The organism is Rothia sp. HC945, assembly GCF_051370785.1.
Classification (GTDB): Bacteria; Actinomycetota; Actinomycetes; order Actinomycetales; family Micrococcaceae; genus Rothia.
Genome location: NZ_JBFCSN010000001.1, coordinates 1,024,434 through 1,042,972, shown reverse-complemented (window position 1 = coordinate 1,042,972; position 18,539 = coordinate 1,024,434). Strand labels below are relative to the sequence as shown.

The 18,539-nt window shown below is 65.1% G+C and carries 17 protein-coding genes and 2 riboswitches; of the genes, 12 read left to right on the top strand and 5 right to left on the bottom strand.

The window, feature by feature from the left end; translation table 11 throughout:
- Nucleotides 1–36 precede the first annotated feature (36 nt).
- The 3 genes from AB0Y14_RS04540 to rplL all read left to right on the top strand — a co-directional run bounded on the left by AB0Y14_RS04540 (nucleotide 37) and on the right by rplL (nucleotide 2,476).
- On the top strand, nucleotides 37–1,155 hold the full coding sequence (locus AB0Y14_RS04540) for an ABC transporter ATP-binding protein (protein ID WP_436588026.1): 1,119 nt from the start codon (nucleotides 37–39) through the stop codon (nucleotides 1,153–1,155).
- Between the two features lie 272 nt (nucleotides 1,156–1,427).
- Nucleotides 1,428–1,967: a 50S ribosomal protein L10 gene (rplJ, locus tag AB0Y14_RS04535; protein WP_436588025.1), complete on the top strand. Its 540-nt coding sequence runs from the start codon at nucleotides 1,428–1,430 to the stop codon at nucleotides 1,965–1,967.
- 119 nt (nucleotides 1,968–2,086) lie between these two features.
- Nucleotides 2,087–2,476: a 50S ribosomal protein L7/L12 gene (rplL, locus tag AB0Y14_RS04530; RefSeq protein WP_436588024.1), complete on the top strand. Its 390-nt coding sequence runs from the start codon at nucleotides 2,087–2,089 to the stop codon at nucleotides 2,474–2,476.
- 460 nt (nucleotides 2,477–2,936) lie between these two features.
- Here rplL and AB0Y14_RS04525 read toward each other — a convergent pair whose 3' ends face one another.
- The 4 genes from AB0Y14_RS04525 to moaA are packed head-to-tail and all read right to left on the bottom strand — an operon-like array spanning nucleotide 2,937 to nucleotide 6,094.
- On the bottom strand, nucleotides 2,937–4,130 hold the full coding sequence (locus AB0Y14_RS04525; protein WP_436588023.1) for a molybdopterin molybdotransferase MoeA: 1,194 nt from the start codon (nucleotides 4,128–4,130) through the stop codon (nucleotides 2,937–2,939).
- Nucleotides 4,127–4,777, bottom strand: a complete 651-nt coding sequence (mobA, locus tag AB0Y14_RS04520; RefSeq protein WP_436588022.1) for a molybdenum cofactor guanylyltransferase — start codon at nucleotides 4,775–4,777, stop codon at nucleotides 4,127–4,129. Before mobA ends, AB0Y14_RS04525 begins: the two co-directional genes overlap by 4 nt.
- A gap of 3 nt (nucleotides 4,778–4,780) precedes the next feature.
- Complete coding sequence (locus tag AB0Y14_RS04515; protein ID WP_436588021.1) at nucleotides 4,781–5,050, bottom strand: MoaD/ThiS family protein; 270 nt, start codon at nucleotides 5,048–5,050, stop codon at nucleotides 4,781–4,783.
- Between the two features lie 3 nt (nucleotides 5,051–5,053).
- The gene (moaA, locus tag AB0Y14_RS04510) at nucleotides 5,054–6,094 is read right to left on the bottom strand and encodes a GTP 3',8-cyclase MoaA (RefSeq protein WP_436588020.1); all 1,041 of its coding nucleotides are present in this window, start codon (nucleotides 6,092–6,094) and stop codon (nucleotides 5,054–5,056) included.
- A gap of 206 nt (nucleotides 6,095–6,300) precedes the next feature.
- On the opposite strand from moaA, the gene modA reads away from it, so the two are divergent.
- From modA to AB0Y14_RS04480, 6 genes are read left to right on the top strand one after another with little or no spacing between them, the layout of a single operon-like run.
- Complete coding sequence (gene modA, locus AB0Y14_RS04505; protein WP_436588019.1) at nucleotides 6,301–7,128, top strand: molybdate ABC transporter substrate-binding protein; 828 nt, start codon at nucleotides 6,301–6,303, stop codon at nucleotides 7,126–7,128.
- A complete protein-coding gene (locus AB0Y14_RS04500) occupies nucleotides 7,112–7,987 on the top strand; it encodes a molybdate ABC transporter permease subunit (RefSeq protein ID WP_436588018.1) in 876 nt (291 codons plus the stop codon). The genes modA and AB0Y14_RS04500 overlap by 17 nt, the downstream gene beginning before the upstream one ends.
- A complete protein-coding gene (locus tag AB0Y14_RS04495; RefSeq protein ID WP_436588017.1) occupies nucleotides 7,980–9,254 on the top strand; it encodes a molybdopterin molybdotransferase MoeA in 1,275 nt (424 codons plus the stop codon). Before AB0Y14_RS04500 ends, AB0Y14_RS04495 begins: the two co-directional genes overlap by 8 nt.
- The gene (gene moaC / locus AB0Y14_RS04490) at nucleotides 9,251–9,742 is read left to right on the top strand and encodes a cyclic pyranopterin monophosphate synthase MoaC (protein ID WP_436588016.1); all 492 of its coding nucleotides are present in this window, start codon (nucleotides 9,251–9,253) and stop codon (nucleotides 9,740–9,742) included. Before AB0Y14_RS04495 ends, moaC begins: the two co-directional genes overlap by 4 nt.
- Nucleotides 9,739–10,224, top strand: a complete 486-nt coding sequence (locus AB0Y14_RS04485; RefSeq protein ID WP_436588015.1) for a MogA/MoaB family molybdenum cofactor biosynthesis protein — start codon at nucleotides 9,739–9,741, stop codon at nucleotides 10,222–10,224. Before moaC ends, AB0Y14_RS04485 begins: the two co-directional genes overlap by 4 nt.
- Nucleotides 10,214–10,687 (top strand): molybdenum cofactor biosynthesis protein MoaE, encoded by a 474-nt coding sequence (locus AB0Y14_RS04480; RefSeq protein WP_436588014.1) that lies wholly within the window; start codon nucleotides 10,214–10,216, stop codon nucleotides 10,685–10,687. Before AB0Y14_RS04485 ends, AB0Y14_RS04480 begins: the two co-directional genes overlap by 11 nt.
- Nucleotides 10,688–10,719: 32 nt before the next feature.
- On the opposite strand, the gene AB0Y14_RS04475 is transcribed toward AB0Y14_RS04480, so the two are convergent.
- Entirely contained in the window at nucleotides 10,720–12,153 is a 1,434-nt protein-coding gene (locus tag AB0Y14_RS04475; protein WP_436588013.1) for an MFS transporter, read from the bottom strand.
- 481 nt (nucleotides 12,154–12,634) lie between these two features.
- Nucleotides 12,635–12,726, top strand: a riboswitch (glycine riboswitch).
- A riboswitch (glycine riboswitch) is annotated at nucleotides 12,727–12,820 on the top strand.
- A gap of 27 nt (nucleotides 12,821–12,847) precedes the next feature.
- On the opposite strand from AB0Y14_RS04475, the gene gcvP reads away from it, so the two are divergent.
- From gcvP to AB0Y14_RS04460, 3 genes are read left to right on the top strand one after another with little or no spacing between them, the layout of a single operon-like run.
- Nucleotides 12,848–15,715 carry an aminomethyl-transferring glycine dehydrogenase gene (gcvP, locus tag AB0Y14_RS04470; RefSeq protein WP_436588824.1) on the top strand — a complete coding sequence of 956 codons (2,868 nt, stop codon included), beginning with the start codon at nucleotides 12,848–12,850 and terminating at the stop codon, nucleotides 15,713–15,715.
- Nucleotides 15,716–15,740: 25 nt separating this feature from the next.
- Complete coding sequence (gcvT, locus tag AB0Y14_RS04465; RefSeq protein ID WP_436588012.1) at nucleotides 15,741–16,925, top strand: glycine cleavage system aminomethyltransferase GcvT; 1,185 nt, start codon at nucleotides 15,741–15,743, stop codon at nucleotides 16,923–16,925.
- A 59-nt stretch (nucleotides 16,926–16,984) separates the two neighbouring features.
- Nucleotides 16,985–18,433, top strand: coding sequence for an L-serine ammonia-lyase (locus AB0Y14_RS04460; protein ID WP_436588011.1), 1,449 nt, complete (start codon nucleotides 16,985–16,987; stop codon nucleotides 18,431–18,433).
- The last annotated feature ends 106 nt before the right edge of the window (nucleotides 18,434–18,539 follow it).

The following is an 18,539-nucleotide window of genomic DNA, read 5'->3' as shown; positions in this document are numbered from 1 at the left end:
GCGCGTGTCCACGGGTAAGGAAACCCCGCGATTCGCGTGCACACACGTCGAAGGGATGAAGCCGCTGTGAGTCTGGTCTTCGAGGCAGTCAGCAAATCGTTCGGTGGCGAGCCAGTCCTGCGGGAGCTTGACCTCACCGTCGGTACTGGTCAGCTGATGACGGTGCTCGGGCCATCAGGTGGGGGCAAGACCACCATGCTGAGGATTGCGGCGGGGCTCGAATCGCCGACGTCGGGCGCCGTCCACCTGGACGGGAATCCGGTGCGACTGGGTGATTCGTCGGTCGCGTTTCAGGACACCCCGCTCTATCCCCACCTCACGGTCCTGGACAACGTCTTGTTCCCGCTTCGACTCAGGGCAGCCCGGGGAGGCGCCTCGCGGTACAGGAACGACCGTGAGCGCCGTGCCGCGGCGTTGGACGCCCTCGAGATGATGCACATCCCGGACTTGGGTCCGCGGCGGATCAATCAATTGTCCGGAGGCCAGCGGCAGCGCGTCGGTATTGCCCGCGCGCTCGTTCGCGACGTCGGGCTGTACCTGTTCGACGAGCCGCTCGCGCATTTGGACCAGGCGTTGGCCCGCGACATTCGTGAGGACCTGCGTGCCGTGCAACGGGAGAAGGGGCTGACCATGGTGTACGTGACGCATCAGGTGGAAGAAGCCTTCGCTCTCGGGGACACCGTCACGATCCTCAATGACGGCCGCCTCGAACAGATCGGCCCGCCCCAGGAGCTCTGGCAGAGGCCCGCGACGCGATTCGTCGCCGGATTCTTGGGCGGACATTCCATGAATTTCGTGCCCGGCGAGGACGGGATCGTGCGAGGGTTCCGGCCGGAGAACTGTCTGGTCCAGGACCTTGCCGCGGTACGTTCCGATCAGGGCAGTGAGTCGGTTCTGCGTTTCGACGGCACGGTCGTCGGATCATCGTTCCTGGGCGAGCAGACGCTCGTCGTCGTCGATACGGGGTCCGAAACGCGGGCCCTGCGGGCGCTGCTGCCCTCGGTGCGTTCCGGTGAGCCGGTCGACCCGCCCGCGATCGGGGAGAGTGCCTGTGTGCTCGTCGACGAGGTGAACGTGCACGAATTCGACGCGGCAACCGGGCAACGGATCGTCCCCGCTGACGCACGCGGAGGTGCCACCGCCCAACCTCAGTGATGTGCGTCCCATCGGGACCGTGTGGGTGGCTCCGTCGCCGGACGTGTGGTTTACTGGAAATACCAAAGACCGCCGGTCGTAGGTTTTGCACGCCCCCGGGTGTGTTTATCCGCCATAAGAGTTCCCGCAAGGAACGGCCAGCGCAGGTGAACGTGACACAATCGGACTCCGTGCATTCGAATGCGCGCCGAGATCTCGCTGTGCCCCGCCATCTGCGCGGGGCATTTTTTGTGGGCTCATGGGCGCCCGGCAATCAGACCGGAAGGAGTACCATGGCGACACCGGAAAAGGCGGCCGCTGTATCGGAGTTGAGGGAGCTTTTCTCCAACTCGGACGCTGCTGTTTTGACTGAGTATCGTGGTCTCACCGTGAGCAAGCTCGGAGAGCTTCGTCGCTCGCTCGGTGAGAACGCTGAATATGCCGTGGTGAAGAACACGCTGACCGCCATCGCGGCCAGGGAAGCCGGCGTCGAGGGCCTGAACTTCGACGACCTCAACGGCCCCACCGCAATCGCCTTCATCACCGGGGAACCGGTCGAGGCGACCAAGAGCCTGCGTGACTTCGCCAAGCAAAATCCCCAGCTGGTCATCAAGAGTGGTTACTTTGAGGGTAAGACTCTCGGTGAAGCTGACATCCAGAAGCTTGCGGATCTTGAATCTCGCGAGGTGCTGCTGGCCAAGGTTGCGGGTGCCGCAAAGGGCACCCTGTCCAAGGCCGCCGCGCTGTTCCAGGCACCGCTGTCCAAGACTGCTCGTACCGCAGAGGCTCTGCGCACGAAGGTCGAGGAGCAGGGTGGAGAATCCGCTGCCTAAGACGTCCTCGGACGTCATCAACGGGAACCCGTTGGCCCTGCGCCTCAGCCTGGGGGCAGGAGAATCCAAGATCCGTTGCAGGAAACCTCTGCAACAAGACATAAGAAGGAGCCAAACACATGGCCAAGCTGACCACTGAAGAACTCATCGAGGCTTTCAAGGAACTGTCCCTGATCGAGCTGTCCGACTTCGTCAAGGCCTTCGAAGAGACCTTCGACGTCACCGCTGCTGCCCCCGCCGCCGTTGCCGCTGCACCGGCCGCCGGTGGCGATGCAGGCGCTGATGAGGCTGAAGAGCAGACCGAATTCGACGTTGTGCTCGAGTCGGCCGGCGACAAGAAGATCGGCGTCATCAAGGAAGTTCGTGCGCTGACCTCCCTCGGCCTCAAGGAAGCCAAGGACCTGGTCGACGGCGCTCCGAAGCCGGTTCTCGAGGGTGCTTCCAAGGAAGACGCCGAGAAGGCCAAGGAGCAGCTCGAGGGCGCTGGCGCTACCATCTCCCTCAAGTAATTCCTTCCGGAATTCTCTGGTCGAAGGCTCTCCCACCCGCGCGGTGGGGGAGCCTTCTCCCTTTTAAGATCGGTTCTGACCCTGTCGTTTCCTGCTTCGCACAAGAACCGTCCTCGTCGCCTGAGCTGTCCCGGCGAAAGAAAACGCGGCGTGGCTGTGTCGGTTGTCATCGGAGCGAGTCTGTTCGCAGTCTGCGTGCGATGCTTTCGGACCCCTCGGCGTCGCGAATGCTTGTAGAAGCAACATCGTGTTCAGGACTTTGCCCGGGCACCGAGAAGGTGACTCGCCACGCGTGACGTTCCTGATCGGCGCGATCAGTGTGGCGACGATCGAAGGCACGGGGGAATACCGGAACGCGCTTGGTGATACCAACGAGACGTTGCGGAAGCGATGATCCCGAGGGCTTCCTCAGCAGGTTCCCGGCCTGGTCCGGATCTGCCGTTCCCGACCGCCCCGAAGCTCAGTCCAAGGGCAGGCAGCTGACCCGATCGCCTGAAGTGGCACCTTCCGGCGGGACGACGGCCAGGACATCCGCCGCCGCGAGACCCGAGAGCATGTGTGCCTGCGTGCCGGGGCATGGGAGCGCGACGTCGCCGTCGAGCGTGCACGGGACGAGGCTCGTATTTCCCTTGTGCGAAGCAGGCATGTCCCTGCCGAGGACCGCCGAAAGAAGGGGCGGCAGCGGCCGCCCCAGGAATCCGGCGAGGGCCACCGGCGCGAGTCCGTAGAGTGAGGTGTGTGCCGCGAGCGGATTCCCGGGCAACCCCAGGACGATCCGGTCGCCGGGGAGACGCCCAACGATGGTCGGATGCCCGGGGCGAACGGCGATCGACGTCGCGATCAGGTCCGTGCACATGTCCTCGAGGATCTTCCGCACGAAATCCTGGCTCGAGGATCCCGATCCGCCCGTGAGGATCACGAGGTCGCCGCTGGCCCACGAGATCCACTCGCGGATGACGTCGTGGTCGTCGTGGAGCCGCGTTCTTTCGGTGACGTCCGCGCCCCAACCTCGCAGGAGGTGCGGGAATTGTGCGGAGAAGGCGTCGCGAACCTCCCCGGGCTGGGGCACGCCAGAGGCGATCACCTCATTGCCCGTGAAGGCCATGCTGACGGTCATCGGTCGATGCACGGAAACGATGTCGATACCGCAGGCCGCGAGCAGCGCAATGTGGCGGGGCGCGAGCACGGTTCCCTCCGAGACCAGCTGGGTTCCCTGAGCCATCTCCTCGCCGCGACGCCGTATGTCGCGACCAGGCGAATACGGGTGCTCCGGAAGGCAATGCACGGTCGACCCCAGGGTCTCGGTGTGCTCGACGCGGACCACGCCCTCGGTTCCTTCGGGCAGGACGGATCCCGTCAGGCAAGGCCACGCTTCTCCGGCCGCGATGCTGCCCGAGCGACGGTGGATGTTCCGCTCGCCCGAGGAGCGCACCGGATCCGAGGTCAGACGCCACGGTCCCGGTCCGGCCACGGCGAACCCGTCCATGGCCGAGGAATCGAAGTGAGGTATGGGGATGGGGCTCACGAGCGGCTTCGCCGTCGTCATGCCCAGTGCGTTCTCGAGCCGCAGGTCCTCTGGGCGATCCAGGGTTCTTCCGATCTCGCTCGCGAGGTCGTGGAGCTTCTCACGGACCGCGTACCAGTCCCGCCTCATGCCGGATTCCTCGTCGAAAGATCGTTCGGGCGGGCAACGTAGCCGAGGGCCACGGCGTCGTCCCAGGTATCGACGTCCGCGCTCGATCCTGCCGGAACCTCGACTACGGTCGGGGAGAGGCGTTTCAGTCTCGACATCACGGACTGTGAGCTCGCCGGTTCGGCGAAGGCGTCCCGCGCCCGATCGAGGCGGAGAACCGACAGGAGAGGTTGCCACCGCCCGTCATCGGACCCCACGAATGCGGCGTCGTCCGGCGTCCGTTCGGTCACGGCCCGACGCAGGGCCGCCAATCCCGGTCCCGGATGCGGCATGTCGGCCGCGACCACGAAGGACCACGAGTCCAGCGCGGGGAATTCCGAAAGCCCGGCCCGGATTGCCGCGGCCGGGCCGGAGAAGGGCGGATCCTCGCGCACGAGTCCGGTTCCTTCCGGAACCGGAATGTCCTCGGGCCCGACGACGACGCAGCGGTCGGCTCCGACGCCCGCGTATCGTTCGAGATCCTCGAGGACGGAGCCCAGGACGGTGCGGCCGTCTCTGGACAGCAAGGGCTTGTCCGGAATCGGCACGGGTGCCGATTCGTGCAGACGCGACGATCGACCACCCGCGAGGACGATCGCTCGGAACTCGACTAGAGGGAACGGGGCCACCGGTCAGCCCCCGGCGAAGGGCGGCATGATGTCGATGCGCTCGACGCTCGCGAGAGAAGCCGAAGGTTCGGCTCTGCGCCCATCGGCGAGGAACGTGCATCGGCCGAAGACCTCCGCCAGCGTCAGGCCGGCGGCTCGGTGCTCGGTGTGCTCTCGTCCTAGCGTCTCGACCAGGTCCGCGAGGGTGACGAGACCGTTCGCCGCGGCGTCGACGGATTCGGTCGACTGGCCGCGGGCTGCCCGCGCAGCAGCGAAATAGTGGATGTCGACCAATTCTCAGCCCCCGATTGCGCTCATGCTGCGATCGGGCTGAACGAATTCGGGCGTCCCCAGACCAACCTTGGTCTGTCCGTGGGCCTTGGGCTTGACCCACATCGCGGCCTGCCAGATCTCGGCAATCCGCTCGTCCGTCGACCCGTCCCTGAGCGCCTCCATGAGATCGGTTTCCTCGTGGGAAAACAAGCAACTGCGAATTTTGCCGTCGGCCGTGACCCTGGTTCGGCTGCAGGCTTCGCAAAAAGGCTCGGTGACAGAGGCTATGACGCCGACCTGGCCGAGGGGCGGTGCCGAATCGCCAGAGTCAGCCGTGCCCAAGGGGTAGACGTCCCACAGCTCGGCGGGTGCCGATCCCCGGGGTTCGGCCTGGGGAACCAGGTCGAAGTCCTCGGAGATGCGATCCCTGACTTCCCCGGCCGACACCATGCCGCTGCGCGTCCATTCGTGGTCGGCGTCGAGCGGCATCTGTTCGATGAACCGGAGCTGGAAGTCGTGGCGCAGAGACCAATCGAGCAACTCGCCGGCCTGGTCGTCATTGACCCCGCGCATCAGGACGGCGTTGATCTTGATGGGGCGAATCCCCGCCTCGGCTGCGGCCTCGAGGCCACGAAGAACATGTGGGAGCCGGTCCCTGCGAGTGATCTTCGCGAAGGTTTCGGGGCACACCGTATCCAGGGACACGTTGATCCTATTGAGCCCGGCCTCGACCAGACCATCGATCTTCTTCTCCAGCCCGATGCCATTCGTCGTGATCGACATTGGCAAATGGGGGTGGAGTTCGCGCAAGTCACCGAGGATCGTCCCCAAATCGGCGCGAACGAGCGGCTCGCCGCCGGTGAATCGGACCTCGCGTACTCCCAGGAGCCTGACGCCGATGTCGGCGATGCGGACCGCTTCGGAGGCGCTCAGGAGCTCGTTCTTGCCGAGCCAGTCCAGCCCTTCGGCCGGCATGCAGTAGGTGCACCGCAGGTTGCACTTGTCGATGAGTGATAGTCGGAGATCGTTGGCTACGCGACCCCATTGGTCTTCCAAGAGTCCCAATGCTGCCTCCTCGGATGTATTGCTCCGCTACCCACGGTACTCGGGTTCACAGCGTCCTTGGAACCGAGCTAACTTTCGCCCCTGTGTTGACCGGGAGGAACGAGGAGAAAAGCTGGGGCCGGGGTGCACCGTATTCGATAGGAATGTGATGTAAATTGCCATGGGGGAGCCACGTCACAGCATAATTCACTCGAGAGGACGCACCCATGAGCAACGCACAGCAGCCCACGTCAGAGAACCGGACACGACGAGGCCGCCGCACGAGGCTTGGAGCCGGCCTTTCGGTGGCCGTCGCCGGTGCCTTGTTGCTCGCGGGCTGCGGCGGGTCCTCCGGGGCTTCGGGATCAGACGACTCGGAGACGGTCACGGTGTTCGCGGCCGCTTCACTGAACAAGGCGGGTGACGAGCTGGCCTCCAAGTACAAGGAAGATCACCCGGACACCGACATCAAGTGGAACTACGCGGGATCCTCCAAATTGGTCCAACAGATCGACCAGGGAGCGTCCGCCGACATGTTCATCTCCGCGGACCAGCAGAACATGGACAAGGCCCTGGCACTCGATGCCTTCAAGGACTCCCAGGACACCTCCGTGATAGCAACCAATACTCTGCAACTCGTGACCGCACCCGGCAACCCCGGTGGGATCCACTCGATCCAGGATGCCTCGGGCAAGCCGGTCGCCGTCTGCGCGCCCGAGGTTCCGTGCGGAACCCTCGCTCAGCAGGCCCTGGACGCCGCGAGCGTCAAGCTCGACGACGCGAGCCAAGAAGCCAACGTGTCCGCCGTCTCGACCAAGATCAGCCAGGGCGAGGTCGATGCCGGATTCGTGTACTCGACCGACGCCCTGAACATGAAGAAGAACAGCGAAGACGTCGAAGCCATCGATCTCAAGGGCATCGAGAAGAACAAGTACCCGGCAGCCATCACCGAGTCGGGCTCGAAGAATGATGGCGCCAAGGACTTCTACAAGTGGCTTGAGAGCGACGACGCCAAGAAGATCCTCAAGAAGTACGGCTTTGGCTCGGGGCAGTAATTCCAACTTCGCGTTCCCCGCGTGGCTGTACGTCCCCGCGGGGATCGCGTTGCTTCTGGTCCTGGGGCCTCTCCTGGGCCTCGTCGTCAAGATTCCCTGGTCCGAGGCAGGAAGCCTCCTGTCCGAACCGTCGGCCCTCCAGGCTCTGGAGCTGTCCCTGACCACGTCCTGCGTCTCCACGGTGTGCTGCGTTCTGGTGGGTATTCCGTTGTCCCTCATGCTGACCAGGTCGGGGAAGGCGCGTGCCTCCGGGTCGGGGATGGCCGGTGCCGGTGGACTGGCTTCTGCGTTCAGCGGTCCCATGGCCTTCATCGTCTACGCCCCGCTCGTGCTGTCTCCGGTGGTCTCGGGCCTGGCTTTGATGTTTTTCTGGGGGCGCAACGGGTTGCTCGGCAAACTGTTGGCCGAAGGCAACGTGACGATCGCGTTCACCTCGTGGGCCGTCATCCTCGCCCAGGTCTTCGTCTCGATGCCATTCTTCGTCTCCACGGCCGTCACCGCCCTCACCGCGATTCCCCGAAGATACGAAGAGATCGCCGCGACGGAAGGAGCAACACGCAACGAGGTCGCCCGCAAGGTCCTGTTGCCGCAAGCCCTTCCCGGCCTGCTGACGGCGGGGCTGCTGAGCTTCGCACGGGCCCTCGGCGAGTTCGGGGCGACCATCACGTTCGCGGGGAATATCAAGGGAACGACCCGCACCATTCCGTTGAACATCGAAATCGGGCTCAGCTCCAACGACGTCGACGCCGCCCTCGGAAGCTGCATCATGCTCCTGGCCCTCTATGTGCTGGTCGTAGGACTGTTGCTGATGGCCCGTTTCCTGTCCTCGCTCCGAAAGGCGGACACATCCCATGCATGACGCAGAACCCTTTGCTCCTTCGGAATACTGTGAACACCTCGTCAATCTGGCCCGCGATCTGGGAGCCGAACCCCGGACGGAACGGATCGAAGTGGCCGCTGCTGCGGGTCGTGTGTTGGCCGAGGACGTCGTCGCCCCGGCAGACTCCCCGCGATTCGACAATTCGCAGATGGACGGATATGCGCTCAACGCGGCCGCGGTGCACCGCGAGAACAGGTTCTTCCACGTCGGGCCCGTGGTTCCTGCCGGGACCGATCCGGCGAAGGACTACCCGCAGGGACTCGACCGGGAGGATACCGTCTGCCCGATCATGACCGGGGCCAAGCTGCCCGAGGGAACCTGCGCCGTTGTCCCCGTGGAGAAATGCGATCCGCCCGAATTCGCGGCCCCCGGTGACCAGGTGAGAATCCCCCAGCCTCCGGAAGGGCAGTTCGTCCGTCCGGCGGCATCGGACCTGCGGCGCGGCGAGACCCTGGTGTCCGAAGGGCGAACCGTGACCCCACAGACCGTGGGGGCTCTGGCCAGCCAGAACGTACGGTCTGTCGAGGTCTGGGCCAGGCCGCGCGTGCTCATCTGCACCGGAGGAGAGGAAATCTCGCAGTCCGGAGTTCTCGACCAGGCGCAGCTTCCGGATGCCAACGGCCCGATGATGGAGGCGCTCGCCGGACACCACGGACTCGAGGTCGTTCAGAGGATCGTGACGGGGGACGACCCGCAAGACCTGAGCAACAGGCTCGAGGGCGCACTGAGGCGATGGCGCCCGGACCTCGTGGTGACCTCAGGAGGAATCAGCCACGGCGCCTTCGAAGTGGTCCGGCAGGTCTTGGAGAGCCAACCCCGGGCATGGTTCGGGCATGTGGCACAGCAACCAGGCGGGCCCCAGGGTTGCGCGGCGCTCGCGGGAGTGCCCGTGATCGCCCTGCCGGGAAATCCTGTCAGTACCCTGGTCTCTTTCCGCCTGTTCGTGGCGCCCCTGGTGGCGCGGGTCTGGGGCGCCGCCGTGGAGCCCCCGGTCCTGGCAGCGCGCCTGTCCTGCGATGTGGAGGGCGTGCCGGCCAAGACCCAGTTCCGCAGGGGGCGGCTCGCCCTGGGAGAGAATGCGACCGTATCGGCCGAGGTCGTGGGTGGGGCGGGCTCTCACCTGCTGGCACAATCGGTGGGAGCCGACTGCCTGATCGAGGTACCGCCTGCGAGTCACCTGTTCAGAGGAGACGTGGTCAGCGTCCACCCGCTGGCACCGCACCTGCATCATGAGGAGCAAATATGACGAACACCGAGCAAGGCCTGACCCATGTCCGGGAGGACGGGTCCGCGCACATGGTGGACGTGACGGGGAAGGACGACACCAGTAGGGAAGCCGTGGCGGTCGGCGTCCTTCGGACCAGGCCGGATGTCGTCGAGCTCATGTATGCAGCCGACCTGCCGAAAGGGGACGCCCTGCCCGTGGCCCGCATCGCGGGCATCATGGGGGCGAAGAAGACCCCGGATCTGATTCCCTTGTGCCACCCGTTGCCGTTGGGCAAGATCACGGTGGATTTCGAGCGCCTCGAGGATGGTGTGCGAATCGAGGCCAAGGTCAAGACGCGTGGGGCAACCGGCGTCGAGATGGAAGCGCTCACTGCGGTCAGCACCGCCGCACTCGCCTTGTACGACATGATCAAAGCGGTCGACAAGCACGCCGTGATCGGTGACATCCGTGTTCTCGCGAAGTCCGGCGGCAAGTCCGGTTCGTGGACTGTTGAGGAGGAACGATGACGAAACGTACGGCATTGGTGTTGGTTGCCTCGACTCGGGCTGCGCGGGGAGTCTATGAGGACCGCGCGGGGGAGATCCTGGTCGACTGGCTTCGATCCGAGGGATTTGAGGTGCCCGACGCCGTCGTGGTCGAGGACGCGCGGTTCGGACAGGCTTTCGGAGACGCCGTCCGGGAACCGGATGAGCGACCGCGGCTGATCCTTACCTCCGGCGGGACAGGGCTCAACGCGGACGACCGCACGGTCGAGACGGTGACCGAGTTCCTGGATTACGAGGTTCCCGGAGTGATGCACGCGCTGTGGCAGAAGGGTCTGGAATCGACCCCGACGGCTGTGCTCTCCAGGGGCGTCGCCGGAGTCATCGGCGACAGCCTGGTCGTCACGCTCCCTGGGTCCCCTGGAGGAATCAAGGACGGCATCGCGGTGCTCGGCGGCCTTTATGAGCACGCCCTGGACCAGTTGGAGGGCCGACGTGGGCACTGACAATCCGCAGGATCCCGCGTACGTGGCGGAGCAGACCGGCGTCGTCGTTCGTGCGGACGTGATCGAAGAACCCCTCGAGGGGCTGGCCCGCGTGGCCCGCGCGGCAACGATGACGCGTGCGATGGGCGCGCTCGTCGTCTTCGACGGGGTCGTGCGGGATCACGACCACGGGTGCGGCGTCCAGGGCCTGACCTACACCGCGCATCCGCAGGTCGTGGACGTCATGCACGACGTCGCCGACCGCGTCTCTGCCCGACACCCGGACGTCCGATTGTGGGCCGTGCACCGCATCGGTCCTCTCGAGATCGGGGAGTCCGCCTTGACCGTGGTGGCCGCGGCGGCCCATCGAGGTCCGGCGTTCCGGGCCTGCGAGGACATGGCCGATACGATCAAGGCCGAGGTCCCGATCTGGAAGGAACAGGTCCTTGACGACGGCACGGTCGACTGGGTCGGGCTTCACTAGATCATCCTGGAAGGCCGACGCAGGGACGGTCCTTACCTTTCCGGGACGGTCGGCGTCTCTTTGGTCAGCGGGTCGGCGACGTCTTCCAGTCCCTTGTTCTCGGCGTCGATACCGAGGAACCAGGCAACCAGCCCGCCGGCCATCATGATCGCGGAACCCATGAGGTAGCCCCAGACCAGAGGGGCGCGTGCTTCGCCGGTGCCGATCAGGACGCCGTAGACGGCCGGGGCAAGTGCGCCGGCGATCTGCGCGATCGAGAAGAAGTAGCTGATCGCCTGGCCCCTGACCTCGATGGGAAAGATCTCGGACACGGTCAGGTAGGCCGCGGAAGCACCTGCGCTCGCGAAGAAGAATGCGACGCACCAGAAGATCGTGTGGGTGACCGGTCCCAACACGTTCATCGAGAAGAGGATGGCGGAAACGGCCAGGATCACGGCGGAAATCCCGTAGGTCGCGAATATCATCTTCCGCCGGCCGACCGTGTCGAAGAGCCGTCCCAGGAGAATCGGTCCCAGCAACGACCCCAGGGCGAACGGGATCATGTACTTGCCGGCCGAGGAATGGCTCACCCCGTAGAACGTCTCGAGCACGATCGCGTAGGTGAAGAAGATCGCGTTGTACAGGAACGACTGGGTGACCATGAGCGTGATGCCCAAAACCGTCCGTTGGGGGTAGAGCTTGAGGAACACGTGGGCGAGCTGCCTGAACGGCAGTTTCTCCTCGGGCCTAATAGTCAGGGCCTTGGACTCGTCCACGGCGGGGATCTCGTGGCCCTTGCCCTGCACGTCCTTCTCAATGCCATCGACCACCGATTCGGCCCGGTCACCCTGGCCGTGGGTCAGCATCCAGCGGGGAGATTCCGGGATGTGGCGGCGAATCATGATGAGGATCAGCCCGAGCACCGGACCGATGAAGAAACCGATGCGCCAGCCCCAGTCGATGGGGAAGATGGCCGGATCCAGCAGGAAGATGGTGGCGATCGCACCGATCATCACGCCGCCCCAGTACGTACCGTTGACGATCAGGTCCACGCGGCCCCGGTATTTGGAGGGAATCAGCTCGTCGATGGTCGCATTGATCGCGCTGTACTCGCCGCCGATGCCCGCGCCCGCCACGAACCGCCAGACATAGAGGAACCAGACGGAGTTGGACAGACCGGCGATGCCGGAGCCGACGAGATACACGGCCAGAGTCAGGATGAACAGCTTCTTCCGGCCGATGCGGTCCGTCAGGGCGCCGAAGACCAGGGAACCGACAACCTGGCCCACGAGGTAGACCGTCGCGGCGCGCGTGATCTGCTCCGTGGACATGTCGAGCGTCTCCGCGAAACCGTTGGCGGCAACGATCTGGACCTCGAGGCCGTCGAGAATCCAGGCCGTTCCCAGGCCGACGATGATCATCGTGTGGAATCTGCTCCACGGCAACCGGTCCAGGCGGGCAGGAATCAGGCTGGTTACTGTCCTCATAGTGACCAACATAACGTCACTATGTGTCCTGGGCCAGGTTCCGTGGACGGGGACTCGGTGCCGCAGGTCAACGAGGTGGTTATTTCGTGCGTCGGCGGGCCGCGAGGTGGCTGATTTGTGCGACGGCTCTCCGCCCAGGCGGCAGTTCCGTGCAGGACTTCTCGCGAGGTGGCGAATTCGTGCGCGAATTCCCCTGTTTCGCGCACGCCATCGCCACCTCGCGAACTGCTGCGCACGAAACTGCCACCTCGGCCTCCCGACCGCCTGGTACTGCCATGACCCGGTGGATCACTGCCGGTACGTGCTTGAGGAGGATGACGTTCCGGAACATGACTGACGGGCTCGGACGCGGCCGGACTGACGCACAGGCCCTGATGTCGCTCCGATGCCGCCATAACGACGCCGCCGCCCGCCCACCAGAGCGTTCGCACCCGGGTCGCCCGCGTCCGTGGGATGTGGCACACTTAAGTCCAATTGCCGCATACGCACTGCGGGAGAGCCTCGGCTGGTCCGAGCGCCGAAGGAGCAAACCCTCCCCGGGAAACTCTCAGGCCAATGAACCGTAGTGCGAGGCAACTCTGGAAAGGGGTCCCATGACCCCGCCGAAGGGGCAAGGTCGGGCATGCACCGGTCGAAAACTCTCAGGTCGAGGCACAGAGTGGGGAGGACAGTTCAGCACACCCTCGGAGAGATGATGTCCTTCCTCGAACGCCACCTCGGACCCCGCGCCGAAGAGATCGCCTCGATGCTCGACGTACTCGGATACGACTCGCTGGATTCTCTGGCAGACGCTGCCGTGCCAGGGTCCATTCGCCGCGGCACCCGGCTCGAGCTTCCGGGGCTTCCCGAAGCCCTCAGTGAGCACGAAGCCACCGAACGCATCAGGTCCTTGGCCGACCGCAACCAGGTCAAGGTCCAGATGATCGGCCAGGGGTACTCCGAGACCATCACTCCGGCCGTGCTACGGCGCAATATTCTCGAAAACCCAGGGTGGTACACCTCCTACACCCCGTACCAGCCTGAGATTTCGCAGGGCCGGCTCGAGGCCCTGCTCAACTTCCAGAACGCCGTCATGGACCTGACCGGCATGGACATCGCAAACGCGTCGATGCTGGACGAGGCCACTTCGGCGGCCGAGGCGGTCGTGATGATGCGACGCGCCAATCGAAAGGTCAAGAACGGCAAAGTCGCGGTCGACTCCCGTCTCCTTCCGCAGACGCTCCGGATCATCGAAGGCCGTACATCCACCTTGGGCATCGACGTCGTCGTCGCAGATCTCTCGCACGGTCTGCCCGACGAAGACCTGTTCGGGGTCCTTGCCGCGCAGATCGGTTCGGAGGGCCAGGTCATCGACAACACCGACCTCGTCGAGGCGGCGCATGCCCGCAACGCACTGGTGACGATCGCGACCGATCCGTTGGCGCTGGCCCTGCTGGTCTCGCCCGGGACCCAGGGGGCCGACGTCGCCATCGGCAGCACCCAGCGGTTCGGTGTTCCGCTGTTCTTCGGCGGCCCCCACGCAGCATTCATCGCGATTCGGCGCGGTCTCGAGCGGTCTCTTCCTGGCCGGCTGGTCGGGGTCAGCACGGACTCGGCGGGCCGTCCGGCCTATCGTCTGTCCTTGCAGACGCGCGAACAGCACATTCGTCGCGAGAAGGCGACGTCGAACATCTGCACCGCGCAGGCGCTCTTGGCCGTGGTCGCGGGCGCATATGCGGTCTACCACGGGCCGGAAGGCCTACGCAGAATCGCCGAGGAAATCCACGACAAGGCCGCGTATCTGGCTGCCGGTCTGGCGGCGGGCGGCATCGAACTGGCTCACACCGAATTCTTCGACACCGTGACCGCGGTGGTGCCGGGGCGGGCCGACGACGTCGTTGCGGCGGCCCTGGACAAGGGCATCAACCTGCGTCGAATCGACAACGATCGCGTCGGGGTCAGCGTGGGGGAGCCACACACCTTTGACCAGCTCGATGACGTCCTGGCCGCTTTCGGTGCGGGACGTTCGGACTCACCGCAGGACTTCGATCTTCCTGCGACGGTTCTCCGACGGGACGAGTACCTGAGCCATCCCGTGTTCCACAGCCACCGCAGCGAGACGTCGATGATGCGTTACCTGCGAGAGCTCGCGGACAAGGACCTCGCCCTGGACCGCACGATGATCCCGCTGGGATCGTGCACCATGAAGCTCAACGCCGCCTCCGAGATGGAGCCGATCTCGTGGCCGGAATTCGCCAACGTCCATCCCCTGGCCCCAAGAGACCAGGCCCAGGGCTGGCTCGAGCTGATCGACGACCTCCAGCGGTGGCTCACGGCAATCACCGGATACGACGCGGTCTCTCTCCAACCGAATGCCGGGTCCCAGGGCGAATACGCCGGACTTCAGGCGATCCGTGACTACCATCGCGACCGTGGGGACGGGGATCGTGACATCGTTCTGATCCCTGCCTCGGCCCACGGGACCAATGCCGCGTCCGCGGTCATGGCGGGCCTCCAAGTCGTCTCGGTCGCAACCGCCGACGACGGTTCGATCCTGCTCGACGATCTGAAAGACAAGCTCGACAAATACGGTCAGCGGCTCGCAGGCATCATGATCACCTACCCGTCCACGCACGGGGTCTACGAGGAGACCGTGACCGAGGTGTGCCGGCTGGTCCACGAGTCCGGAGGGCAGGTGTACCTCGACGGAGCCAACCTGAACGCCCTCGTGGGCCTCGCGTCGCCGGGTGAGTTCGGCGGCGACGTGTCCCACCTCAACCTGCACAAGACCTTCTGCATCCCGCACGGTGGAGGCGGCCCCGGCGTCGGTCCGGTTGCCGTGGCCCCGCAGCTCGCCCCCTACCTCCCGGGCGACGCAGCGGAGATCGACGCCGAATCGGGAGCGCACTCCAAGCGGGTCGAAGCCGTGTCCCAGGCCTTCTTCGGCTCGGCGGGCGTGCTGCCGATCTCCTGGATGTACATCGCGATGACCGGGGGAGAGGGCCTGCGCAGCACCGCGCAGGTCGCGGTGCTCAACGCAAATTACTTGGCCAAGAAGCTCAACGGAGTCTTCCCGGTGCTGTACACGGGGCCCTCGGGGCTGGTGGCCCACGAATGCATTCTGGACCTGCGGCCGATGACCCAATCGTCCGGGATCACCGCGGAGGACGTGTGCAAGCGTCTCATTGACTTCGGGTTCCACGCTCCCACCCTGGCCTTCCCCGTGGCCGGGACGCTCATGGTCGAACCGACGGAGTCGGAAGACCTGGACGAACTCGACCGGTTCGTCGAGGCCATGGTGCAGATCCACGCAGAGATGACGGACGTGGCCGAGGGGCGGGCGAAGGCCGAGACCTCGGTTCTCCGGATGGCTCCCCACACGGCCGAGGTGTTGACTGCGGACGAGTGGGACCGGGAATACTCGCGATCGTCGGCTGGTTATCCCGTCGCTCGATTGCGGCGCGCCAAGTACTGGGTTCCTGTCGGTCGCATCGACGGTGCTGCGGGTGACCGCAATTTCGTCTGCGAGTGCCCGCCGATCGAGGCCTTCGACATCGAAGTCGACGAGTCCTCGGCCGAGTGACCCTCCCGAAGGAGAGAGTGAGTTCATGACTATTCAGAATCAGGATTATATTCCGGAGACCGAAGGCCCCCGCCGGACCGCGTTGTACGAGGTGCACGAATCGCTCGGGGCCTCCTTCACCGACTTCGGCGGCTGGGAAATGCCGCTCAAATACGACAACGACGTCGCCGAGCACAAGGCGGTACGCGACGCCGCGGGTCTCTTCGACCTCTCCCATATGGGGGAGATCCGAATCGCGGGTCCCGAGGCCGCCGCGCTTCTGGACCATGCCCTGGTCTCTTCGTTCGGGAAGCTCGCGGTCGGACGCGCCAAGTACTCCGTGATGGCCAATGACCGGGGCGGACTCGTCGATGACCTCATCACCTACCGAGTGGCCGACGAGGAGTACCTTGTGGTTCCGAATGCGGCCAACGCCGACGCCGTCCTGCGCGAGTTCACGGTCAGGGGCACGGATTTCGAGGCCAGCATTCACGAGGAGACGGCGGCAACGTCTCTCGTCGCTCTCCAAGGTCCGGTCGCAGCCTCGGTGATCGCCGAAGCCCTCGACGACCTCCGGCTCGCCGACGGCGGAACCGATCTGGCCGGACTCAAGTACTACGCCGCCGCGCCGGCCGTCCTGGGTGGCATAGAGGTTCTCCTGGCCCGGACGGGGTACACGGGCGAGGACGGCTTCGAGCTGTACGTGCCCAATGAGTCCGCCCCAGCACTCTGGACCCTGTTGGCCGAGGCCGGCAGAGACCGCGGCGTCGTGCCTGCGGGTCTCGCTGCGCGTGACTCGCTCCGCCTCGAGGCCGGGATGCCCCTCTATGGCCACGAGCTCGGGCCGGACCTCTCGCCCTACACGTCCGGACTGGGCAAGATGGTCGACGCGGCGCTGCGGAACAAGGAAGAGTTCGTCGGAAGGAACGCCCTCGAGAAGGCCCAGTCGGCGGCCCAGGACGAGGGGCACCGCGTCCTGGTCGGTCTCAAAGGGCTGTCCAAGCGCCCCGCACGCGCTGGGTCGGCCCTCGTCGAGGGCGAAGGGGAGACCCGCCGGGAGATAGGAACCGTGACCTCGGGGATTCCGTCGCCGACGCTGGGGTACCCCATCGCGATGGCCATCGTCGACTCCCGGAATGCAGACGCGGGAACCACGATCGCGGTCGACATCCGCGGACGGACACAGGACTTCGAGGTCATTGACCTCCCGTTCTACCGCCGATCCGAATAGACGCATCACCGACTTCGCGAGCAACGGAGCCGTATCAACCTGGGGAGGTGTGGAAAGCCATGATGAGCACCACAGACATCAGCATTTTCGATTTGTTCAGCATCGGTGTGGGACCGTCGAGCTCCCACACCGTCGGCCCGATGAGGGCAGCCAACCGGTTCGTGACGGAGCTGATTGCGGGAAATCGCCTGGACGACGTCGCCGGGATCAAGGTCGACCTGTACGGTTCTCTCGCGGCGACGGGGGCGGGACACGGAACCATGTCGGCGACCATCAAGGGGCTGGCGGGCTGGGTCCCCGAGACCATCGATGTCCGCGAGTCCGAACAGATGGTCGCCGACAACCAGGCCACGGGAAAACTCGTGTTGGCCGGTTTCGGCCCGGATCGCATCAGGTCCGAAGCGACTCGGGAGGACCTGGTCGAGGGGCCTGAGGTCGACATCAGCGAGAAAGCGATGGTCCTCCGTCCGCTGACGGTCCTCGAGCGCCACACCAACGGCATCCGCTTCACGGCGACCGACGCCGAAGGCCTCATGCTCGACGAGCGGACGTATTTCTCCGTGGGCGGCGGATTCGTGATCGAAGAAGGTGAGGAAGCGGCGGGGGGAGACAGCCTGACGGATGTGCCCTACCCGTTTGACTCGGCCGAGGAACTGGTCAGGCAGGCCAATGAGGCCCGGATTTCGATCGCGGAACTCAAAATGGCCAATGAGATGACGGCGAGATCTCGGGAAGAGGTCGAGGCCGGGATCCTCCACATCTACACGGTGATGCGGGAATGCATCGGTTCGTCCTTGTCCCGCATCGGTTACCTGCCCGGTGAGCTCAAGGTCCGGTGCCGTGCTCAGCGCTGGCACAGGGAGCTTCTGGAAGAGGACCCGAACAAGGACCCGCAGTACTCCATCGACTGGGTCAACCTCATCGCGCTCGCGGTCAACGAAGAGAATGCTTTCGGGGGTCGAGTCGTGACGGCGCCGACCAACGGCGCGGCCGGTATCGTGCCCGCCGTGCTGCACTACGCCGTGCACTACATTCCCGAGATCCGCCACGGCGGCCGCAAGGCCAAGGAGCGTGCCGTCATCGACTTCTTCCTGGCGGCGTCCGCGGTCGGATCCTTGTACAAGAAACGTGCGTCGATCTCCGGTGCCGAGGTCGGCTGTCAGGGCGAGGTTGGCTCGGCGTCGTCGATCGCGGCCGGCGGGCTTGCCCAGGTCCTTGGCGGCAATGTCGAGCAGGTCGAGAACGCGGCCGAGATCGCGATGGAGCACAATCTCGGGCTGACCTGCGATCCGGTGGGCGGTCTGGTCCAGATCCCATGCATCGAACGCAACGCGATGGCTGCGGCCAAGGCGGTGAACGCCGCCAGGATGGCGATGCGGGGCGACGGCGAGCACCGCGTGTCTCTCGACCAGGTCATCGAGACGATGCGTCAGACCGGCGTCGATATGTCCAACAGATACAAGGAGACCTCGCTGGGCGGACTGGCGGTCAACGTCGTCGAATGCTGACCTGGGTCCGCCGGAGGCGCCCACTGGACAGACCCCCGGAAAGCATGTAGAGTAAAAATTTGCGCTTTCCCTAAATTTTTGTGCCTTCATATAGCGGTGGGTACAA

Excerpts from the sequence above, each read along its gene's own strand:
- rplJ (WP_436588025.1), top strand. The coding sequence starts at position 1,428 with ATGGCGACACCGGAAAAGGCGGCCGCTGTATCGGAGTTGAGGGAGCTT.
- rplL (WP_436588024.1), top strand. The coding sequence starts at position 2,087 with ATGGCCAAGCTGACCACTGAAGAACTCATCGAGGCTTTCAAGGAACTG.
- AB0Y14_RS04525 (WP_436588023.1), bottom strand. The coding sequence starts at position 4,130 with ATGAGGCGGGACTGGTACGCGGTCCGTGAGAAGCTCCACGACCTCGCG.
- modA (WP_436588019.1), top strand. The coding sequence starts at position 6,301 with ATGAGCAACGCACAGCAGCCCACGTCAGAGAACCGGACACGACGAGGC.
- AB0Y14_RS04495 (WP_436588017.1), top strand. The coding sequence starts at position 7,980 with ATGCATGACGCAGAACCCTTTGCTCCTTCGGAATACTGTGAACACCTC.
- moaC (WP_436588016.1), top strand. The coding sequence starts at position 9,251 with ATGACGAACACCGAGCAAGGCCTGACCCATGTCCGGGAGGACGGGTCC.
- AB0Y14_RS04485 (WP_436588015.1), top strand. The coding sequence starts at position 9,739 with ATGACGAAACGTACGGCATTGGTGTTGGTTGCCTCGACTCGGGCTGCG.
- AB0Y14_RS04475 (WP_436588013.1), bottom strand. The coding sequence starts at position 12,153 with ATGAGGACAGTAACCAGCCTGATTCCTGCCCGCCTGGACCGGTTGCCG.
- gcvP (WP_436588824.1), top strand. The coding sequence starts at position 12,848 with ATGTCCTTCCTCGAACGCCACCTCGGACCCCGCGCCGAAGAGATCGCC.
- gcvT (WP_436588012.1), top strand. The coding sequence starts at position 15,741 with ATGACTATTCAGAATCAGGATTATATTCCGGAGACCGAAGGCCCCCGC.
- AB0Y14_RS04460 (WP_436588011.1), top strand. The coding sequence starts at position 16,985 with ATGATGAGCACCACAGACATCAGCATTTTCGATTTGTTCAGCATCGGT.